The sequence below is a fragment of the Cupriavidus sp. GA3-3 genome, assembly GCF_000389805.1.
GTDB classification, from domain to species: domain Bacteria; phylum Pseudomonadota; class Gammaproteobacteria; order Burkholderiales; family Burkholderiaceae; genus Cupriavidus; species Cupriavidus necator_D.
In genome coordinates this window covers 334,899-350,306 of the sequence record NZ_KB944482.1, presented here as the reverse complement: position 1 = coordinate 350,306, position 15,408 = coordinate 334,899, and the positions used below count along the sequence as shown (strand labels likewise).

The 15,408-nt window shown below is 70.6% G+C and carries 16 protein-coding genes; 9 read left to right on the top strand and 7 right to left on the bottom strand.

Annotated features, from left to right (window positions below; translation table 11 throughout):
• Positions 1-2: 2 nt before the first annotated feature.
• Both C265_RS19510 and C265_RS19505 read left to right on the top strand, forming a co-directional pair.
• The gene (locus C265_RS19510; RefSeq protein ID WP_010810661.1) at positions 3-1,196 is read left to right on the top strand and encodes a DUF3182 family protein; all 1,194 of its coding nucleotides are present in this window, start codon (positions 3-5) and stop codon (positions 1,194-1,196) included.
• Positions 1,183-2,049, top strand: a complete 867-nt coding sequence (locus C265_RS19505; RefSeq protein ID WP_010810660.1) for a S9 family peptidase — start codon at positions 1,183-1,185, stop codon at positions 2,047-2,049. Before C265_RS19510 ends, C265_RS19505 begins: the two co-directional genes overlap by 14 nt.
• A gap of 47 nt (positions 2,050-2,096) precedes the next feature.
• On the opposite strand, the gene C265_RS19500 is transcribed toward C265_RS19505, so the two are convergent.
• Entirely contained in the window at positions 2,097-2,732 is a 636-nt protein-coding gene (locus C265_RS19500; protein WP_010810659.1) for a ParB-like protein, read from the bottom strand.
• A 7-nt stretch (positions 2,733-2,739) separates the two neighbouring features.
• Positions 2,740-3,807: a BON domain-containing protein gene (locus C265_RS19495; RefSeq protein ID WP_010810658.1), complete on the bottom strand. Its 1,068-nt coding sequence runs from the start codon at positions 3,805-3,807 to the stop codon at positions 2,740-2,742.
• Positions 3,808-4,131: 324 nt separating this feature from the next.
• On the opposite strand from C265_RS19495, the gene C265_RS19490 reads away from it, so the two are divergent.
• The 3 genes from C265_RS19490 (at position 4,132) to C265_RS19480 (ending at position 6,299) form a co-directional block, all read left to right on the top strand.
• Positions 4,132-4,989 carry an SDR family oxidoreductase gene (locus C265_RS19490; RefSeq protein ID WP_010810657.1) on the top strand — a complete coding sequence of 286 codons (858 nt, stop codon included), beginning with the start codon at positions 4,132-4,134 and terminating at the stop codon, positions 4,987-4,989.
• 172 nt (positions 4,990-5,161) lie between these two features.
• Positions 5,162-5,596: a hypothetical protein gene (locus C265_RS19485; protein ID WP_010810656.1), complete on the top strand. Its 435-nt coding sequence runs from the start codon at positions 5,162-5,164 to the stop codon at positions 5,594-5,596.
• The gene (locus C265_RS19480; RefSeq protein ID WP_010810655.1) at positions 5,580-6,299 is read left to right on the top strand and encodes a ParB-like protein; all 720 of its coding nucleotides are present in this window, start codon (positions 5,580-5,582) and stop codon (positions 6,297-6,299) included. The genes C265_RS19485 and C265_RS19480 overlap by 17 nt, the downstream gene beginning before the upstream one ends.
• Before the next feature lie 77 nt (positions 6,300-6,376).
• Here C265_RS19480 and C265_RS19475 read toward each other — a convergent pair whose 3' ends face one another.
• The 4 genes from C265_RS19475 to C265_RS19465 all read right to left on the bottom strand — a co-directional run bounded on the left by C265_RS19475 (position 6,377) and on the right by C265_RS19465 (position 9,761).
• Positions 6,377-6,565: a DUF3008 family protein gene (locus tag C265_RS19475; protein ID WP_010810654.1), complete on the bottom strand. Its 189-nt coding sequence runs from the start codon at positions 6,563-6,565 to the stop codon at positions 6,377-6,379.
• 159 nt (positions 6,566-6,724) lie between these two features.
• Positions 6,725-6,883 (bottom strand): DUF3309 family protein, encoded by a 159-nt coding sequence (locus C265_RS31665; protein WP_010810653.1) that lies wholly within the window; start codon positions 6,881-6,883, stop codon positions 6,725-6,727.
• A gap of 200 nt (positions 6,884-7,083) precedes the next feature.
• Positions 7,084-7,740 carry a response regulator transcription factor gene (locus tag C265_RS19470; RefSeq protein WP_010810652.1) on the bottom strand — a complete coding sequence of 219 codons (657 nt, stop codon included), beginning with the start codon at positions 7,738-7,740 and terminating at the stop codon, positions 7,084-7,086.
• A complete protein-coding gene (locus C265_RS19465; RefSeq protein ID WP_010810651.1) occupies positions 7,737-9,761 on the bottom strand; it encodes a type IV pili methyl-accepting chemotaxis transducer N-terminal domain-containing protein in 2,025 nt (674 codons plus the stop codon). The genes C265_RS19470 and C265_RS19465 overlap by 4 nt, the downstream gene beginning before the upstream one ends.
• Positions 9,762-10,103: 342 nt before the next feature.
• Between C265_RS19465 and C265_RS19460 the strand changes: the two genes are divergently transcribed.
• Entirely contained in the window at positions 10,104-11,402 is a 1,299-nt protein-coding gene (locus C265_RS19460) for a hypothetical protein (RefSeq protein WP_010810650.1), read from the top strand.
• A gap of 88 nt (positions 11,403-11,490) precedes the next feature.
• Here the strand turns inward: C265_RS19460 and C265_RS19455 are convergent, their stop codons facing one another.
• A complete protein-coding gene (locus tag C265_RS19455; RefSeq protein ID WP_010810649.1) occupies positions 11,491-12,648 on the bottom strand; it encodes a nitronate monooxygenase family protein in 1,158 nt (385 codons plus the stop codon).
• 267 nt (positions 12,649-12,915) lie between these two features.
• Between C265_RS19455 and C265_RS19450 the strand changes: the two genes are divergently transcribed.
• Genes C265_RS19450 through C265_RS19440 form a run of 3 tightly spaced genes read left to right on the top strand, consistent with a single transcriptional unit; the run spans position 12,916 to position 15,403 of the window.
• Complete coding sequence (locus C265_RS19450; protein WP_174549461.1) at positions 12,916-13,962, top strand: peptidase U32 family protein; 1,047 nt, start codon at positions 12,916-12,918, stop codon at positions 13,960-13,962.
• Positions 13,963-14,009: 47 nt separating this feature from the next.
• Positions 14,010-14,942: a U32 family peptidase gene (locus C265_RS19445; RefSeq protein WP_010810647.1), complete on the top strand. Its 933-nt coding sequence runs from the start codon at positions 14,010-14,012 to the stop codon at positions 14,940-14,942.
• A complete protein-coding gene (locus C265_RS19440) occupies positions 14,939-15,403 on the top strand; it encodes an SCP2 domain-containing protein (protein ID WP_010810646.1) in 465 nt (154 codons plus the stop codon). Before C265_RS19445 ends, C265_RS19440 begins: the two co-directional genes overlap by 4 nt.
• The last annotated feature ends 5 nt before the right edge of the window (positions 15,404-15,408 follow it).

The window sequence follows — 15,408 nt, the reverse complement described above, 5'->3', positions numbered from 1 at the left end:
CCGTGTCCGAACCGAGCAAGGCAACGAATCAAAAGCGCGCCGCCCCGGGCAACCTGCCGGCGCGCAGCCGCGCGGTGATGGTCTACGGTTGCGAGACCCTGGGCAAGGCCGACAGCCACCATGGCACGACCCTTGCCAATATTGCCCGCAAGGTCGCCGACATCGCGGGTCTCACCTTTGCAGGCGCCTACGCCGCGCCTGATGCGGGGCTGCCTGTGCCGTACCTGGTGCCCGCGCAGACGCTGGTGGGGCGCAAGCTGGCCCAGGACCTCGGCGTGCGGGGCGCGGGCGACCTGTTTGGCGGGGTGGTGCCTTACGCCTTCGTGGCCACCAAGGCGATCACGCACGGCCTGGTGGCACCCGGCGCGGCAGCACCGCAGGGCTGGTCCGAGGACTTTGTGCAGCGCGTGGTGGGCGCTACCCTGCCGGGCTTCACCGCCTTCACGCTCGGCGACGCGCGGATTGCGGCAATGCGCCTGCTGGCGCTGGGGCCGGTACGGCTGAAAGAACCGTATGGCGTCGGCGGGCTGGGCCAGCGCGTGGTCCACGACGAACGCTCGCTGGACGAGGCGCTTGCCGCGATGGCGCCCGACGTGGTGGAAGCCCATGGCCTGGTGGCGGGGCGCGACCTGGACGCGCCGCAGACCTACAGCGTGGGGCAGGTGGAACTGGCGGGCCTGCGGGCCAGCTATTGCGGCACGCAAGGGCTCACTGCCAACAACCACGGGCAGAAGGTCTATGGTGGCTCGACGCTGACGATGGTGCGCGGCGGCCTCGAGGCGCTGCTGCGGCACCCGTTCGACGCGCGCACGCTGGCCGCGGTGCGGGCCGCGATGGTGTACCACGAAGCCGCGCTCGCGTGCTATGGCGATGCCGGGAACATGGTGCTGTCGCGCTGCAACTACGACGTCGCCTTCGGCCCGCCCGCGGGCAGCGCCGGCCACGGGCAGGTGCTTGGGGGCGTGCTGGAACAGTCCTGGCGGGTGGGCGGCGCGACCGGCGCCGAACTGGCGGCGCTGGCCGCGCTGCGCGAGGATCCGCGCCGCGCCCGCGTGGTGGCTGCCACGCGCGAGGTCTATGGCAAGGGCGTGCGCGTGCCGGACGACGCCGAGATCTACTTCCAGGGAGAAGACCGGCACGCCGGTCCGTTGACCAAATACGCACGACTGGAGCCTGATTCCGATGGCAACGCATGAAGACCTGCTGCAGATAGAAAGCGAAGGCGGCACCATTGCCGGCACCCTGATCAGCCCGCAAACCAGGCTGCCGGGCGTGCTGTTTGTCCACGGCTGGGGCGGCAGCCAGCAGCAATACCTGGCCCGCGCGCGCAAGGTGGCAGGCCTGGGCTGCGTCTGCCTGACCTTCGACCTGACCGGGCACGCCGGCACCCAGGCGCAATACGAGACCGTCAGCCGCATGCGCAACCTGGCCGACGTGGTGGCCGCCTACGATGTGCTGGTGCGCCAGCCCGAAGTGGACCGCAACGCCATCGCGGTGGTGGGCAGCAGCTACGGCGGCTACCTGGCTGCGCTGCTGAGCACGCTGCGCCAGGTGCGCTGGATGGCGTTCCGCGCGCCGGCGCTGTACATGGACTCGGGCTGGGAACTGCCCAAGCGCCAGCTGCATCGCGAACAGGACCTGGTGGCCTACCGGCGCAGCGTGGTGCCGCCCGAGAGCAACCGCGCCCTGCGCGCTTGCGCGGAATTTGCCGGCGACGTGCTGGTGATCGAATCCGAGCACGACCAGGTGGTGCCGCACGCCGCGGTGATGAGCTACGTGGATGCCTGCGTGCACGCCAGCTCCATGACCTACCGCGTGATCAAGGGTGCCGACCACGGCCTGACGGAAGAGGAAAGCCAGCGCGGCTACAGCAGCCTGCTGGTCAACTGGCTGCGCGAGATGATCACCGTCGCGCGCGCCGGCCCGGTCAGCGCCGAGCGCGCCGAGCGGCCCGCGGAGCGGCCCGCACCGCAGGCGGCCACCGGCGAGCCGGGCATGCCGCAGGCCGAGTCCGCAAGCGTGCCGGCGGCGGTATCCGGCGCCCAATAGCGGCTTGCGCCATGTCGATGGCAGCAGGCCAGGACAGCTGAACCGGCTCAGCACCCCAATGGGCCGATGTAGCCCGGCAGGCCGCGCGCGCCCGCGGCGTGGGCCAGCCGGAACGCCTGCGCCAGCGCGATGGCAAAGTGATGCGGGGTGTCGAACGGGCCCGCCACGTGGCGGCGGAAATAGTCGGCCCAGCGGAAATCCATATAGGCGGTCTTGACCTTGCGATAGCCGCCGGCCAGCTGCACGAAGGCCTCGAGGCTGCGATACGGGTCGTCGCGCATGTCGTGGATGCCGGCAGGCAGTTCCGTCAGCGGACGGCGGCGCCCGTGTTCGTCGTAAGGGTGGACCATGTGCTCGGCCACCATGTGGCGCCAGAACGCCGGCACGTCCATGTCGCTCAGGTCGGCGCGCACCACGCCCGGCACATGGGTGAGCCCCAGATCGTGCCAGGCGCGCACCCAGTGATGGTGATCGACCACGTACAGGGCCTGTTCCGGACCGATCACCAGGTGTACGCGGTGCCGGTCCAGGAACGCGGCGCGGTCCTCCGGTGGCACGCGCCGGGTGACATGGACCTTCTGCGCGACGTGGTAGCCGCCTACCGTGATCTGGGTGGGACGCAGGGCATCCAGCGGCACCATCAGCTTGCTGTCCGGGCACAGCTTGCGAGGCTGGCGGCGCATGGGCGCATCAACTCTTGTTCAGCGTGCGCTCAGGCGAGATCCCCGAAGTATCGGTGCCGGCCGCATCGTCGCCGCCGACCTCGGAGCCCGCCGCCCACGCGGCGCCTGGCTGGCGCTGCACGCGCAGGTGATTATTCACCTCGGTGACGCCGAACACGGCATCGGCAATGTCCTCGATCACGTACTTCTCGCGGCGCTCGCGCACGGTGCCGTCCAGCGTCACCACGCCGTTGGCCACTTCCACGCTGACATCGTGGACATCGACATAGGGGTTCATCGCCAGGCGTTCGCACACATCCTCGCGTACGCGCTCATCGGCGCGGCGGTAGCCCTTGGGGCCGACCGGACGGCGCCCGGCGCGCTGGCCGCCTGGCGCTCCCGCTTGCGCCGTATAGGACGCGTGGCGCCGGTAGCCCGGATCATCCGGGTACACACGCTGGCCGCCGCTGTACGACTGGCCACCGCTGCCGGCATCGCCAAAATAGCCGCCGCCATAGCTCGGCTGCCCGGCGCGCTGCGCGCGGTCGCGTTCCATGCCTTCGCGCCAGTGCATGGCGCGGCCGCCGCGTTCACCCCATTCTTCTTCACCACCGTGCCAGCCGCGGCCAGGCTGGCGCGGGTCATCCTCATCGCTGAGTTCGCTGCGGCGTCCGCGCGGGCCGAAGCGGTCTTCATCGCGGTAGCCATAGCCCGATTCGCGTTCTTCGCTGCGGTAGCCGCTGTCCTGCGGGGCCGGCCGGTAGCCACCATAGCCGCTGCTGTACGGATGGCCGGTGCCGCCCGTGTCGGCCGCGCCATAGCCCGGTTCGCCCCAACTGCCGCGGCGCTGGCCGGCAGGCGTGTCCTGCTGGTACCACGGGCCGCCATGGAGATCGGACTCGCGTTCGCGGCCCGGAGGCGCGGATTGGCCGCTGCTGTCGCCGCGCCAGTCCTCGCCCCATTCCTGTCCCCAGTCCTCCGAGCCGCTGCCCCGGCCCTGGTCGCGCGTCCGTTGCGCCGGGCCGCGCTCGCGGCGCTGCGTTTCGCTGCCGCTGCGGGGGCCGCTGCGGCTGCGCTCGTTGCGGAAGTTGAACATGGTTGCCTCCTGGCTGTGGGGCCCGGGCGTCCTCCGCCGCACTGCCAGGTGCGGCGGGCCCGTGCGGCAACCGCCGCAGGCGCGCCGGGCCGGTGATGTTCATGCCTGCAATGGCCGCAATATCCGTGCCCCGACGCGCGCGCGGGGGCCAGGCGGGCTGGCCGTCCCGGATCGCTGTAAGGATTGCCGGGCGATGTAAGGGTTACGGGCGGCGTGTCAGCCACGGCCGCGGGCCGCGGCGTGGCCCGGGCTCGCCGTTTGCGGCATGGAATTTGCGCGGCACCTGCAAGGGCCGCGATGCGGCCGCGCAGACAGGAGCCAGCCATGTCCACACCGACCAGCATCCCGCCCCAGCACCAGTCGCGACAACCTGGCCTGGAGTCCGCCATGCGGCCGCAGCCGGACAGCGGCGCTGACGACTATGTCGGCAGCGGCCGCCTGCGCGGGCGCGCGGCGCTGATTACCGGCGGCGACAGCGGCATCGGCCGGGCCATTGCGGTGGCCTTTGCGCGTGAAGGCGCCGATGTCGCCATCGCCTATCTCGATGAGCATGCCGATGCGCGCGAGACCGTCGAGCTGGTGGAGGGGGCGGGCCGCAAATGCTTGGCAATCGCCGGCGACCTCGCCGACCGCGCGCATGCCGAGGCCGTGGCGCGACAGGCGTTGCAGCAGTACGGCAAGCTCGACATCCTGGTCAACAACGCCGCCGAGCAACACTCCAAGGCCTCGCTGGAAGAGGTCGACGCCAGCCAGGTGGAGGCCACCTTCCGCACCAATGTGTTTGCGATGTTCCACCTGACGCGCGCGGTGCTGCCGCACCTGAAGTCGGGCGCGTCAATACTGAACACCACTTCGGTGACCGCGTATCGCGGCAGCAAGCACCTGCTGGATTATTCCGCCACCAAGGGTGCGATCGTATCGTTCACGCGTTCCCTGGCGCTGCAGGTGGTCGAGCGCGGCATCCGTGTCAACGGCGTCGCGCCGGGCCCGATCTGGACACCGCTGATCCCGTCGACCTTCACCGCGGAGGAAGTGGCCGAGTTTGGCAAGAAGACGCCGATGGGCCGCCCGGGACAACCGTTCGAGGTGGCGGCGGGCTTTGTATTCCTGGCGTCCGACGCGGCCAGCTATATCACCGGGCAGATCCTGCACATCAACGGCGGCGAGGTCGTCAACGGCTGAGGCGCCAGGGCGGGGCATGTAGTTCCGGGGCCGCCTTTGCAAATATTGCACGCCGGCGTGCGCGCCATGCAGGCCGTGCGCGCGGCGTGCCGCACAGCAGGCGCAGGCGTGGCTCTTGCAATGTGGATGACAGCAGTCATGACCATCGCCACCATCATGGGAGTCAGTCATCATGTCATCGATCGTAGCCGGACGTTTCGATTCGATTGCCAGCGCCGAAGACGTGGCACGTACCCTGTTCTCGCGCGGCTTCTCCGTGTGGGACGTATCCATCATGTCGGTGGGGCCGGACAGTGCGCCGGAAAGCGGCGCGGTGGACCGCGTCATGCTGGCGGCATGCGTCAACAACGGCCTCGATTCCGTTGCCGTGGACGTGCTGCGTGAAGCCGGGGCGAGCGCACTGGAATGCGCGCAAGGCAACTGGGAATGCGGCCAGTGGACGGATTTCAATCCCGCCCGCCACGGCGAGCCCATACGCGGCGGCGAGGGTGAGTACTGGCCACGCCCGCTCGCACGCGAGGCGGTTGCCGAAGAGAGCACCGGCAACGAAGACCCGGGCAGCGAGCTTGAGCACTTCGTCGACCAGAAGCGTGCCGAGAACGACTGAGCGCCGCGTCGCCGCAGCCGACAGCGCTGAACCAGGCACGCCGCGCAGCGCGCGAGGCAACGCCGTTGCCGAACTGGCTCGCCTGCGCCCGACCCAGCTGACGCTCGGTTATGCCCACGTCAGCTACAAGATGGATGTCACGCAGCGCCACGCGAACCCGGACGACCACGCGGCGCTGCGGCGCTTCATGCGCCGCCATCGCGTCAAGACCGTGGCCGGGCCGGGCGGCAGCCTCTATATCATCGATCACCATCACTGGGCGCGGGCGTGGCTGGATCTCGGCTACGAGCAGGCACCGGTGCGCGTGCTGCATGACTTCAGCCGCCTGAGCCCGTCGGCGTTCTGGAAACGGATGCGCCGTCTCGGCCATGTCCATCCCTATGACGAGCACGGCAAGCTGCTGGGCCCGAAGGCGCTGCCGCCCACTGTGCGGGGCATGCGCGACGATCCCTATCGCAGCCTGGCGGCCTTTGCGCGCGAGGCCGGGGCTTACCGCAAGCCTGGCAGCGCTGCCGGCGATTTCTCCTGGGCCGCCTTCCTGCGCGAGCGGGTGGAACAGGACCTGGGCAGCGTTGCGGGATTCGGGCTGGCGCTGGCGGAGTCGATCCGGCTGGCGCGCAGCGCCCGGGCAAGACGTTTGCCCGGCTATTGCGGCGGGCCGGCGAGGGGGAGGGTCGGGGGAAAGAAGGGCGGTGCCAGATAGCAGGTGGTGGCTGACCCTGGCAGCCCGCTTGGGCTTGCTCGCTCGCCCACGGGCGGGAGAGTGAGCAAGCTTGCCGATCAACTGTCTGACTTGTGCTTCGGCATGCCCTTGGTCTTGGTCGAAGCCATCTTGTCGAGTTCCTTCTCGCTCATCGATTTATACATCGAGCGGGAAGGTCCCTTGAGCGATCCGGCCTTCTTTTCGCCGCGCTTTGCGGAGAGCGCCGCTCCCGCGGCCTGCTGTTGCGCCTTGGATTTGGCTGGCATCTGGGTCTCCTTGCAAATGGGGGAAGGAACCGGGCGATGCGGTGGCACACGCCCGCGCTTCGTTATAGGGCGCCGGCGCGGCAGCTACAAGGGTAGCCCCGCGCTGGCGCCGCTGCGTGCGCCAGCCGGCGTGCGTTGCCCGCAGGCTGGCCGGGAACGCTAGATCCGGCCAAGCACCACGAGCAGCACCACGATCAGGACGATCAGGCCCAGGCCGCCGCTAGGCCAGTAGCCCCAGCCGGAACTGTAGGGCCAGGCCGGCAACGCGCCGATCAGCAGCAGGATAAGGATGATCAGGAGAATGGTGCCGATTCCCATGGCGTGCTCCTTGTTGTGGATCAGGCAAGCCGGGCTTCCGGACCGGGTGGCCTCGGAGAGCCAACTGCTTACAGTTCAGCCTAGATCAGGGGGCGCCGGCGTCCCCCCGGACTAGGGCTGAAATCGCTGTAGGAATCGGACGACGTTGGGGTGCCGGGCGCGCAACATGCAGGGCTGTCGTGGCGGCCACTGCGCCGCGTTCAGCACGCTGCGTTCAGCCCGTGTTCGACGGCATAGACGGCCACCTGCACGCGGCTGGCCAGGTTCAGCTTCTTCAGGATGTTCTGCACGTGGATCTTCACCGTGCTTTCCGCCACGCCCAGGTCGCGCGCGATCTCCTTGTTGCTTTCGCCGCGCGCCAGGCCCTGCACGATCTCGCGCTCGCGCGCGGTCAGCCGCGGCGCTTCGTCCTGGCGCGCCGCGGCCACCGGTGCGGGAGCGCGGAACTGGGCCACCAGCTTGGCGGTCATGCTGTCGGAGATGACCGGCTCGCCGGCCGCGGCACGGCGGATGCCGGCGATCAGCGCCTCGGTCTCGATATTCTTGATCAGGTAGCCGCGCGCACCGCCGCGCAGCGCGGCAGCCAGTTCCTCGGCTTCCTCGGACACGGTCAGCACGATCACGGCGGTCCGCGGCAGGTCTTCCACCAGCAGCTGCAGGGCCTCCAGGCCGGACAGGCCGGGCATGTTCAGGTCCAGCAGGATCACGTCGGGACGGTGCTGCTTGGCGCGCTTGATGCCTTCCACGCCGTCGGCGGCTTCGTCGACGATCTCGAAGTCGGCCTGCCGCTGCAGCAGCGCACGGATGCCGGAGCGGAACAGGGTGTGGTCGTCGATCAGCAGGATGCGGATGGTCATGGCTGGGTCTCGGTGGTCGTGGGGGCGGGGCGGGTGTCGGCGAACTCGCGGGCGCCGGAAGAGCGGCCGGCGGGCAGCACCAGTTCGATGCGCACGCCGTGGCCGGGGCGGGCCTGCACGTGCAGCTGCGCCCCCAGCCGCGCCGCGCGCTCGCGCATGATGTTCAGGCCGATATGCGCTTCGGCGCGCGTGGCGATTTCCTCCGGATCGAAGCCCTCGCCGTCGTCCTGCACCACCAGCCGGAAATCGCGGCCGTGGCTGAGCGCCACCGCCACGTGCGCCGCCATGGCGTGCTTGCGCACATTGGAGAGCGCCTCCTGCAGGATGAACAGCACCTGCAGCTGCTGCTCCGGCGCCAGCGGCCAGGCGCCGCCGCTCTCGTCAATGGCGAGCGTGGCCTCGGTGCGGCACTGGCGCCGAAAGCGGCCCACGGTCTCTTCCACCGCCGGTCGCAGCTCGCCGGTGCCGAGCCGCGAGCGGAAGTTGTTCAGCAGTTCGCGCACGTCCTGGTAGCTCTCTTCCACGCCGTGGCGCAGCATCGGCACGATCTCACGGGTCTCGGCCAGGTCGTCGCGTTCGACCGCGGCGTCCAGCAGCTGCACCTGCAGGTTCAGGTAGTTCAGGCCCTGGGCAATGCTGTCGTGCAGGCCCTGCGCCACCAGGTTGCGCTCTTCCACCACCGCCAGCTGGCGCGCGGTCGCGGACAGGCGCAGGTGTTCCAGCGCGGTGCCAAGGTGCTGGCCCAGTGTTTCCAGCATCTGGCGGTCTGACGGGGGCAGCGCGCGCGGCGTGCGGAAGTGCAGCGCGAACACGCCGGTGGCGCCGCGCTGGCTTTCGATGCGGAAGGCCGCCAGCGACTGGAAGCCGTTGCGGCTGCAGGGCGTGGCATCCCCGGCGGCGCCCTGGCGCTGCGCCGCGCGCAGGTCGACGATGGCGACCACGGCCTCGCGCGTGGCGTCGCCGCAATGGCAGGCGTTGGCCGCCGCGCAGGATTCGGATTCTGCCAGCGCGGCCGGCAGGCCGGCGGCTGCCAGCAGGTGCATCCTGCCATGGCGGCTGTCCAGCACGCGCACGCTGCCGCCATCGGCATCGAACTGGCGCATCACGCGTTCCAGGAAGCCGCGCGCCATGGCCTCGGCATCGGCGGCCTGGTTCAGGAAGGCGGCCATGTCGTAGAGCGTCTCCAGGTCGCGGTTCTGGCGTTCCAGCTCGGCGGTCTTCTGTGCCACGCGCGTCTCCAGGTCGTGGTACAGCCCCTGCAGTTCGCCGGCCATGCGGTTGAAGCCTTCGCTGAGGGTGCCGAACTCGTCGCGGCTTTCCACCGGCAGGCGCAGCGAGAACTCGCGCGCGGCCATGCGCCGCAGGCCGTCCTGCAGCCGCAGCACCGGCAGGATGATCCACAGGTAGAGCAGGTAGATCACGGCCACGGTGCCGACGCAGGCCATTGCCGCCAGCGCGATCTGCGACAAGCGCAGCCAGTCGGTCTTGCGCGCGCTGTCATGCTCGATCATGCCAACCAGGCGATCGGCCTGCGCGACGAAGCCGGGCAGTGCGGCGATATAGCTTGCCGGCGCTGCGTGCTCGCCCGTTCCGGCTACCGCCAGCGGGCGCAGACGTTGTTGCCAGCCCTGCGTGACACGGGTCATCTGGGCATGGATGGCGGGTTCGTCCGGCAGGAACAGCGGGCGCGCCGCGTCGCCTTTCCTGAGCAGGGCCAGCGTGGCGTCCAGCGCCTGCACCTGCTCGGCCAGTGCATTGTCCTGGCGCGCCTGCGCCAGCGTCAGTTCGATCGCCACGCGGTTGGCGCGCATGCGCAGGCTGCCGGCGTCATTGATGGCGGCACCCGCGCCTTCCAGCTTCCATGACAGCCACAGCGTGCCGGCAATCATGCCCAGCACCACCAGCAGCATGGCCAGCGAGAGCGAGATGATGCGGGTGGAGAGGCGGTCGCGCAGCGCCGGCAGGCCGGCAGCGCGGAAGTCCGCCGCGGCGCTGGCGGCTGGAGGATCGGTTCGGAACATGGCGGTATCGGGGGCTACCAGTCGGGGGAAGCCGGGTGGTGGCCCGGCGGCCGGCGCGTGCATGGCTGCGCGCTGGCATCGAGGGCAATTTTCCCTGCGCAGCACGCGGGGCTTCCTGCGCCAGATCAAGAAAACCCGGCTTCGGCGTCTGGCATGTGCGGCCGGCGGCGCATCGGCTTGTCATTTGCGGGGAATACCGCCCACACACCAGGCCTGTCACGTCGTGACATATCGCTCCACCGCATGGCGCGGGGATACATCGTCGGACTTATCTGCGGTCAAATCCCCACGACCTGCCCTGGCCTAGCATCGGGTCCCAACATTGATGGGGAGAAGCAAGGCGTGAAGGCAGCCAGTTTCGACTATGAACGCGCCCCGCGCCTGGCCGTGGTGTTCGGCTGCCTGATGCCGGCGCCGTGGCTTGGTGCTGCGGCGGGAGTCTTGCTTGCCGCCGGTCCGCCCGGCGGCTTGCCGGACCGCTTTGCGCCACTGGCGCTGGTGGCGGTGCATGTGCTGGCGCTGGGCATGCTGCTGCCGGTCATGGTGGGCGCGCTGTTCCAGATGATGCCGGTGGTGGCCGGCGTGGCCGTGCCGGGTGCGGGGCTGCTTGCGCCGTTCATGGCCGCGGCCGGCGCGGGCGTGGCCACTGCCCTGGGCATTGGCCTGCTCGGCGGCGAGCCTGTGGCGATGCAGGCGGCTGCGGCCGTGGCCGTGATCCTGTTGCTGGCCGGGGCCATCCTGCTGGCTGCGGGCCGGCGCGTGGCCGCAGTGGATGCCACCACGCGCACCCTTGCCGGCATCGGCGCGCCGCTGATGGTCGCGGCGCTGTGCGGCATGGTGCTGGCCGGCGCCTTCGGCGGCTGGTGGCGCGTGCCGGTGGCGCGCTGGCTCGGCCTGCATATGGCGTGGGCGCTGGGCGGCTGGCTGGCGGCGCTGGTGACCGGCGTGGCCACCACCGTGCTGCCGATGTTCTGGCAGGTGCCACGCCTGCCGGCGGCGATCGGGCGCTGGCTGCCCATGGCGCACTGGTTGCCGCTGGCGCTGTTCAGCGCCGCGGCAATGCTGTGGCCGGATCACCGTGCGCTGGCGTATGGCGTGCTGCTCGTGTGGCTGGCGTTCGTGGCGGTGGTGGGCGCATGCGGGCTGGCCGGCACGCTGCGCGCGCGGCGGCGCCATGATCCGCTGTGGCTGCTCTGGCCGGTGGCATGCGCCAGCATGGCAGGCGCGGCGCTGCTGGGGGCGGCGGCCGTGGTGCTGCCCGCCACCGGGCTGCCGCTGGCATGGTGGGCCGGCACCATGGCGCTGGTCGGCGTGGGCGTGCTGCCGGTCACGGCCATGCTCGGCAAGATCGTGCCGTTCCTGGCCTGGCTGCACCTGCGCCGGCTGCTGCCGCCGCGCGCGCGGGTGCCGGCCATGCAGGCCATCATCGTGCCGGGCCGGCAACGGCGGCAGGCATGGCTGCTGCTGGCTGCCTACGTCCTGCTGCTGGCGGTGCCGCTGGTGCCGGCGCCGCTGGCCCGCGCTGGCGGCGTGCTGCTGGCGGGCGCCAATGCGTGGCTGGGGTGGCAACTGCTGGGAGCGTTGCGATGCATGCGGGAGATGAAGAAGCGCGGCGGATTACCGCCGCGCTCAGATTGCTGACAAAGTCTTTCCTGCTGCGGGTGTGCGGCGCCCGTTGCACTTGCCGGCCTTGCGAGTTGGCTCGCTCAGATTGCTGAAGCTGTTGCCGTCAGGCTGGCGCCAGCCCGGCGGGCTTTTCCCCCGTCAACAGATAGTGCATCAGCTCCGCCACCGGCCGGATCGCCTCGCCGAAGGGCAGCGCACCCCGGCCGCGGAAGAACAGGCCGCGCTCCACGTCGCCGCGCACGGCCTGCGCCAGCTTCAGGTCGATGCAGAACTGGCCGATGCGGGCAATGCCGTCGCGCAGCCCGCACGCCTGCAGGCAGTCGAAGCCCTCCAGGCATTCACGCGGCCTGGCGCGGCGCTGCAGCCGCGACTCGCTCGACAGGTAGCGCGACAGCCACGGCGTCAGCACGGCGCGCGCGGGCAGCCCGGCCACGCTGGTGAACTCGCGCAGGGTCTCGGGCCGCGCCGTGGCCAGCACCTGCTTGAAGGCCGGGTGGGCATCGCATTCCTCGGTCACGGCGAAGGCCGTGCCCAGCTGCACCGCGGCGGCGCCCTCGCCCAGCCAGTGGCGCACCTTGGCATGGCTGTCGATGCCGCCGGCCAGGATCAGCGGAATGCTGTCCCAGGCCAGCCCGAGCTGCGCAAACAGTTCGCGGCATTCGGCCAGCACGCGCGAAAACGAAAAGCGCGGCTCTGACAGGTCCTGGATGCTGGCCGCGCCCAGATGGCCGCCGGCATGGGCCGGATGCTCGACCACGATGGCATCGGGCAGGCGGCCCTTCTTCATCCAGCGGCGCAGCACCAGGCCGATGCCGCGCGCCTCGGACAGGATCGGGATCAGCGCCACCCTGGGGTGGCTGGCGGTCAGTTCGGGCAGGTCCAGCGGCAGGCCAGCGCCCATGACGATGGCATCGGCGCCGCTTTCACAGGATTGCCGCACCAGCGCGGCGTGCGAGCCCACCGCCTTCATCACGTTGACGGCGATCAGCCCGCGGCCCTCGGACGCCGTGCGCGCGGCACGGATCTCGCGATCCAGCGCTTCGAGGTTGGCGGCTTCGATGGCGGGCTTGTCACGGCTGCCGCGGGTGCGTTCCATCAGGTCGGGGTGGTGGTGGCGCAGGTCGATGCTGGCGATGGTGCCGACGCCGTTCTCGCGCGCGACGGCGCCGGCCAGCCGGTGGGCCGAGATGCCGATGCCCATGCCGCCCTGCACGATGGGCAGCAGGCGGCGGCCGGCCAGCTTGAGCCAGGGTTGATTCATAAAATCTCCGGAAGAGGATGGGCGCGGGGCCGGCGTGCGGCCAGCCGCGTGGATGACCAGGCAAGCGTGGCACAGCGGCACGTGCCGGCGTTTGCCGCAGGTCAAGCGCGCGGTGGTGGCCTGCCACTGGCCTACGCCGACCGGCATAGGCCGGCGCGGGCGGTGTGCGGTTGGCGTGGGTTTGCGCGCGGTCAAGCCCCTGCTGCAAGCGCTTGGCTAGCATCGGCGGCTGTCTTCATCTTCGCGCCGCCGCCGGCGCCATCACCGATGACCCCTGCCTCCCCAGCTCCATCCACCGCGGCGAACGTGCCGCGCCGGCCCCAGCTCGTTGCGCCCGCCGGTTCGCTGGCGGCCCTGCGCATGGCGCTGCAGCACGGCGCCGACGCGGTCTACCTGGGCCTGCGCGATGCCACCAACGCGCGCAACTTCGGCGGCCTGAACTTTACCGAGGCCGACATCCGCACCGGCGTGGCCGAAGCCCACGCGCGCGGCGCCGAGGTGCTGTTCGCGATCAACACCTTTGCCCAGATGGGCGCGGTGGCCCAATGGCAGCGCGCGGTCGATGCGGCGGCGGACCTTGGCGCCGACGCGGTCATCATGGCCGACGCCGGCCTGATGGACTATGCGTGCGAGCGCCATCCGGGCTTGCGCCTGCACCTGTCGGTGCAGGGTTCGGCCACGCACGCCGACGCCATCGAGCTGATGCGCGAGCGCTTCCATATCCGCCGCGTGGTGCTGCCGCGCGTGCTGTCGCTGGCGCAGATCGGCAAGCTGGCGCGCCAGACCAGCGTGGAACTGGAGGTGTTCGGCTTCGGCAGCCTGTGCGTGATGGCCGAGGGGCGCTGCCTGCTGTCGTCCTACGCCACCGGCGACTCGCCCAACAACAAGGGCGTCTGCTCGCCCGCGCACGCGGTGCGCTGGACCGAGCAGGACGGCACCATGCAGGCGCGGCTGTCGGGCATCCTGATCGACAGCTATGCGCCGGGCGAGCCGGCCGGCTATCCCACGCTGTGCAAGGGCCGCTTCGAGGTGGAGGGCGAGCGCGGCTACGTGCTGGAAGAGCCCACCAGCCTCAATGCGCTGTCCCTGCTGCCTGCGCTGATCGACATGGGCATCGCTGCCATCAAGATCGAAGGCCGGCAGCGCAGCCCGCGCTATGTGGGCGATGTGGTCGGTGTGCTGCGCGCGGCCATCGACGCGGCCTGCGCCGATCCGGCGCGCTTCGTGCCGCGGCAAGAGTGGCAGAGCACGCTCGGGCGCCATGCCGAAGGCGACCAGGTCACGCAGGGCGCCTACGACCGGCCGTGGCGGTGACACCCATGACATCGATCTGCCTTGAACCGGCCATGACGGAGCTTCCCATGCCAGAGATTGCCGCGGCCGCAATGCCGCAAACCGTAGCGATGCCCGACTTCGGCATCGCCCTGGGCCCACTGCTGTACTACTGGCCGCGCGAGGCCGTGATGCAGTTCTATGCGTCGGTCGCCGATGCGCCGGTCGACCGCGTCTATCTCGGCGAGACCGTCTGCACGCGCCGCCATGAAGTCCGCCATGCGCAATGGCTGGAGATTGCGCAAATGCTGCGCGATGCCGGCAAGGAGGTGGTGCTGTCCACGCCGGTGCTGGTGGAGTCCGACACTGACATCGCCTGGATGCGCCGCGCCTGCGCCCAGGACGACTACCTGGTCGAGGCCAACGACCTTGGCGCGGTGCGCTGCATGCAAGGGCGGCCCTTTGTCGGCGGCCCCCACCTCAATGCCTACCACGCCGATACGCTGGCGTGGCTGGCCGGGCTGGGCGCGGCCGGCTGCGTCGCGCCGGTGGAGATGGATGGCGCCACACTGGCCGCGCTGGCAGCGGCGCGCCCCACCGGCATGCGCCTGGAAGCCTTTGTCTGGGGCCGGCTGCCGCTGGCGTTCTCGGCGCGCTGCTTTACCGCGCGCCACCATCGCCTGCGCAAGGACAGTTGCGAGTTCCGCTGCATGGACTATCCCGACGGCCTGGTGGCAGCCACCGGCGAGGGGCAGGCGTTCTTCACGCTCAACGGCGTGCAGACGCAGAGCGCCACCTGCCTGGACCTGTGCGCAGAGGCGTTGGCGATGGCGCGGATGGGGGTGGGGATGCTGCGCGTGAGCCCGCATTCGTCCGGCACGCTGCAGGTGGTGCAACAGCTCGCGGCGATTCGTGCTGGTGAACAGGCACCTGCTGCCAGCGGCATCACGCCGACCGGCGCCCAGCCCTGCAACGGCTACTGGCACGGCAGCGCGGGCATCGCCTGGGAGGCCCGGGCATGAGCGCGCTGCACAAGCTGATCGCGGGCGTGCACCGGCGCATGCCCGCCCGTGCCAGGGCGCTGCCGCTGGTGGCGGCGCTGGAGCTGGCGCGCCGAGCGGGATGGCTGGAGCCACCGGCCGCACTGGACGGACACGCCTTCCTGCTGACGGTGCAGGACCTTGGGCTGGCCGTGCCGTTCCGCTGCGAAGGCGGGCGCTTTCGTGCCGCGGCAGCGGACGCCGAGCCTGAGCTGACGCTGCGCGCCTGCGCGGTCGACTACCTGCGCCTGCTGGGCGGCGAGGCCGATACCGACACGCTGTTCTTCCAGCGCCGGCTGGTGATCAGCGGCGATACCGCGCTGGGCCTGGAGGTCAAGTACTGGCTCGACGCCGCGCCGCGGCCTGCATGGGTCAGCCAGGCGGCGGCGCGGCTGGTGGCCTTGCATGGCGCCACCGTGGGGCGGGCAGGTGCGGCGTCGTAGCCGTG

Coding starts and splice junctions, on each gene's coding strand:
- C265_RS19455 (WP_010810649.1), bottom strand. CDS start 12,648: ATGAATCAACCCTGGCTCAAGCTGGCCGGCCGCCGCCTGCTGCCCATC.
- C265_RS19485 (WP_010810656.1), top strand. CDS start 5,162: ATGTCATCGATCGTAGCCGGACGTTTCGATTCGATTGCCAGCGCCGAA.
- C265_RS19495 (WP_010810658.1), bottom strand. CDS start 3,807: ATGTTCAACTTCCGCAACGAGCGCAGCCGCAGCGGCCCCCGCAGCGGC.
- C265_RS19440 (WP_010810646.1), top strand. CDS start 14,939: ATGAGCGCGCTGCACAAGCTGATCGCGGGCGTGCACCGGCGCATGCCC.
- C265_RS19475 (WP_010810654.1), bottom strand. CDS start 6,565: ATGCCAGCCAAATCCAAGGCGCAACAGCAGGCCGCGGGAGCGGCGCTC.
- C265_RS19500 (WP_010810659.1), bottom strand. CDS start 2,732: ATGCGCCGCCAGCCTCGCAAGCTGTGCCCGGACAGCAAGCTGATGGTG.
- C265_RS31665 (WP_010810653.1), bottom strand. CDS start 6,883: ATGGGAATCGGCACCATTCTCCTGATCATCCTTATCCTGCTGCTGATC.
- C265_RS19465 (WP_010810651.1), bottom strand. CDS start 9,761: ATGTTCCGAACCGATCCTCCAGCCGCCAGCGCCGCGGCGGACTTCCGC.
- C265_RS19450 (WP_174549461.1), top strand. CDS start 12,916: ATGACCCCTGCCTCCCCAGCTCCATCCACCGCGGCGAACGTGCCGCGC.
- C265_RS19505 (WP_010810660.1), top strand. CDS start 1,183: ATGGCAACGCATGAAGACCTGCTGCAGATAGAAAGCGAAGGCGGCACC.
- C265_RS19490 (WP_010810657.1), top strand. CDS start 4,132: ATGTCCACACCGACCAGCATCCCGCCCCAGCACCAGTCGCGACAACCT.
- C265_RS19445 (WP_010810647.1), top strand. CDS start 14,010: ATGCCAGAGATTGCCGCGGCCGCAATGCCGCAAACCGTAGCGATGCCC.
- C265_RS19470 (WP_010810652.1), bottom strand. CDS start 7,740: ATGACCATCCGCATCCTGCTGATCGACGACCACACCCTGTTCCGCTCC.